3 protein-coding genes are annotated in these 2,177 nt (G+C 41.7%); all 3 read right to left on the bottom strand.

Features of this window, described 5'->3' with window-relative positions; all coding sequences use genetic code 11:
* A partial coding sequence (locus L0J61_RS10620) for a hypothetical protein (protein WP_301466409.1) occupies positions 1 to 259 on the bottom strand: 259 nt, incomplete at its 3' end.
* Positions 260 to 280: 21 nt separating this feature from the next.
* A complete protein-coding gene (locus L0J61_RS10615; RefSeq protein ID WP_301466408.1) occupies positions 281 to 619 on the bottom strand; it encodes a hypothetical protein in 339 nt (112 codons plus the stop codon).
* 153 nt (positions 620 to 772) lie between these two features.
* Positions 773 to 2,023: a sulfate adenylyltransferase gene (gene sat / locus L0J61_RS10610; RefSeq protein WP_301466407.1), complete on the bottom strand. Its 1,251-nt coding sequence runs from the start codon at positions 2,021 to 2,023 to the stop codon at positions 773 to 775.
* Between the last annotated feature and the right edge of the window lie 154 nt (positions 2,024 to 2,177).

Here is a 2,177-nt window from a genome sequence, read left to right as displayed (position 1 = left end):
TGGTATTACTTGCACTTAAATATCTTTTGGCATGTATTGCATCTAATTCAAACAAAGAATCATAAACAATATAGCTTTTTATTGCTTTAACGCCCTCTACACCATCATTATAACGCCCTTGCCAGTCAGCTAATTTAGGGTTTTTAAATCGAGTCTCAAAGGCTGTGGCATCGGCTCTTAAAGAAGATATGGGATTGAGTAGTATCGCTAAATCTGCATCAAGTACACTGGCATATGCTGAAGCAGCATAGCCACCCATTGAACCGCCATAGCTGATTCGCTACGCCATTTTTTGAAACACACGCTTGGCACTAATCGCCTCTACCAACTGATAAAACTCTTCATGACGATACCACCGGAACCTATCGCTCTCTATAAACGAACATACGTTATAACCCAAACCCACTAAAAAATCATTCCCCCATCCGGTTCTCTCTGCAAGACTTTCAGCAGAATTAGCAGTAGTCATATTATCGAAAGTAAACACCAATGGTTTTTGATAATCTATCATTGATATTTGACAAGCATAATGCTCCAAAACCAGCCTATCAGTAAACGTTTCATTATTATCGACAGTCTTCTTTAAGGTTGTCAAAAAACTATCTATATTAGTGCTCATTGAACATACTCAAATATTGGTTGTTAGGCGTTTTGTTACCCAGCACGTGCGCTATATCGCAGTCACGCCTCACAAAAACTGAACTACCTCTTACTCAACAAGCCTTATGTTAACTGCTACCCAAGCAGGACAGCAGTTAACACGTCGCTCATATTATTTAGCCGAAGCACCCTTCAACTCAACCTTAGCACGGTCTTCTTTAGCGATTGTTGCATAATAATCACGCAAGATTTGTAGCACTTCTGGACGACTGAAGTTACCAGGTACATCCTGATCTTCAGATAGGGCTTTACGAAGCTTCGTACCTGATACTTTCACGTGATTTTCAGCATCATGTGGGCAGGTCTTGGTTGAGGCCATCGCTTGACACGCATCACACCAGAACGTCCAGTCAATTTTAATCGGTTTGGTTTTTAGTGCGTCTTCAGGGATTTCATCAAATATATCTTGAGCATCAAACGCACCGTAATAGTCACCAACACCCGCATGGTCACGACCAACGATCAACTCAGAGCAGCCATAGTTCTGTCTAAATAGTGCATGCAGTAGTGCTTCACGAGGGCCAGCATAGCGCATATCAAGCGGATAGCCTGACTGGATAACCGTATCTTTTCTGAAGTAGTTATCGATTAGTGTGCCGATGGCTTCTTGACGCACTTCGGCAGGGATGTCACCTGGCTTTAGAGCCCCGAGTAATGAATGAATCATCACACCATCGCAGATTTCAACGGCGATCTTAGCCAAATATTCGTGCGAGCGATGCATTGGGTTACGCGTTTGGAAAGCAGCGACTTTTTTCCAGCCTTTCTTAGCGAATTCTTCACGAGTTTGAGTTGGTGTCATATAGATACCAGCATATTCTGTTGGAAACTCGCCTTGGCTGAACACTTCTACACGACCAGCCAAGTTTACTTCTGCTTGCTCCATTACTTTCTTCACACCTGGATGCTCAGTATCGGTAGTCCCAAATACTGTTTCACATTCATGCTCTTTATCGATGCTATATTTTTCTTCAAGCGTTAAGATACCCATAATCTCGCCATCTTCGGCTTTCAATGCCACTTCGTCACCTACCGCAAGCTCATCGGCTTGCTCAGCACTGGCTGATAGCGTGATAGGGATAGGCCAAAATAGACCATCATTCTCACCTGACTTTAGCTCCATCTCATCGCAGACGCCTTGCCAGTCTGCTTTATTCATAAAGCCGTCTAGCGGAGTGAAACCGCCAATACCAAACATGATTAAATCGCCACGCTCTCGTGAGCTCATCGTGATACTTGGTAGTTTTTCTGCTTTTTTCAAAGCGTTCTCTAACATACTGCCTTCAAGCAATAAAATATTTAAAGCCGGGCTACCATGAGGGGTCACTAGGTTATCAAGAGCTTGTTCAATATCGTTTGGCATGAATCTTTCCTTTTGCAGATGAATATTGTTTTATGTTTAATTTAGTCTAACCAAGTTGTCTTTGTTTAATATTTATAAATAAATATATACGCATGTATATATTAGCTAATTTAAAAAACCACTGTAGTCAATTTAAAGTAAGAATAAGGCAAAC

The sequence above is a fragment of the Psychrobacter sp. genome (genome assembly GCF_030457785.1).
GTDB lineage: Bacteria > Pseudomonadota > Gammaproteobacteria > Pseudomonadales > Moraxellaceae > Psychrobacter.
The sequence above is the reverse complement of the archived record's forward strand: the minus strand, read 5'-3'. Positions and strand labels throughout refer to the sequence as shown.